This is a genomic window from Streptomyces klenkii (genome assembly GCF_003626645.1).
GTDB lineage: Bacteria > Actinomycetota > Actinomycetes > Streptomycetales > Streptomycetaceae > Streptomyces > Streptomyces klenkii.
Genome location: NZ_RBAM01000178.1, coordinates 1 through 1,085, shown reverse-complemented (window position 1 = coordinate 1,085; position 1,085 = coordinate 1). Strand labels below are relative to the sequence as shown.

Genomic DNA, 1,085 nt, shown 5'->3' with positions numbered 1-1,085 from the left:
GCCGGAGGAGGCCATCCGCGCGGCGACCCCGCTGGACCTGGAAGTACTCGAACGTGGTGTGCGCATGCGGCAGTTGATCCAGCAGGCCGCGCGCAACCACTGGGCGGTGGCGCAGTACACGGAGACCCTGGTCGGCGCCGGCGCCCAGGTGCGCACGGCGGGCGTGCTGCCCGCCCGGCTGCTGATCTACGACCGCGGCTGCGCGGTGCTGCCGCTGGACCCGCGGCACTCGGCGGCGGGGGCGGCGCTGGTGCGCGACCCGGCGGTGCTGGCGTTCCTCCAGCAGCTCTTCGAGCACTACTGGGACCGGGCGGTGGACTTCGCCAAGGACGACCAGAAGGGCGGGCCCGAGCCCACCGGCGTGGAGCGGAACGTGCTGCTGCTGATGGCCGCGGGCAAGAAGGACGAGGCGATCGCCCATCAACTCGGCATGTCCCCGCGCTCGGTGAGCCGGATCGTTGCCCGCCTGATGGACCGTCTGGGCGCGGACAGCCGCTTCCAGGCGGGGGCGCGGGCGGCGTCGAACGGCTGGCTGTCCTGATGGCGCCGCTGTCCCCCGGGCCGGAGGGCGCGGAGGCCGTCGGCGGTGCGGTGGGCACGGAGGGCTGGCCCTGGCTGTCGGACGAGGACCTGGACCCGGTGACCGTCCACGTCTACCAGCTGCGGGTCACCCACCCCACCGACCGGCCCGGCCAGCTCGCGGCCCGCGCCGGGATCGGCGTCGGCGAGGTCGAGTGCGCGGAGGAGCGGCTCTCCCGGCTGGGCCTGCTGCGGCCCTCCCCGGGCGGCGGCTGGGTGGCGATCAGCCCCGAGAGCGCGGCCGAGCAGGTCCTCGCGCCGCTGGAGCAGGAGATCCTGGAGCGGCGCATCACCATGGCCGCCACCCGCGAGCAGCTGCTGGCCCTCTCCGGGGACTACCTGGAGGCGCGCGGGCTGCGCTCGGCCCAGAGCAGCATCGAGGTGGTGGAGGGCCTGGACAACCTCCGCGCCGTGATCGACGACCTCGCCCGCACCTGCACCGGCTCGCTGGACGCGCTGGTGCCGGGCGGCGGGCAGAGCGAGGCGGCCATCGGCGCGGCCACGCC

Annotated in this window: 1 protein-coding gene and 1 pseudogene; both read left to right on the top strand. The window is 75.6% G+C overall.

Features of this window, described 5'->3' with window-relative positions; genetic code table 11:
- Positions 1-541 (top strand): helix-turn-helix transcriptional regulator (locus D7231_RS35595; protein WP_147449921.1); only part of this gene is annotated, 541 nt, incomplete at its 5' end.
- Positions 541-1,085 (top strand): annotated as a pseudogene (locus D7231_RS35590) (hypothetical protein); the annotation flags it as partial. The gene D7231_RS35595 and the pseudogene D7231_RS35590, both read left to right, overlap by 1 nt.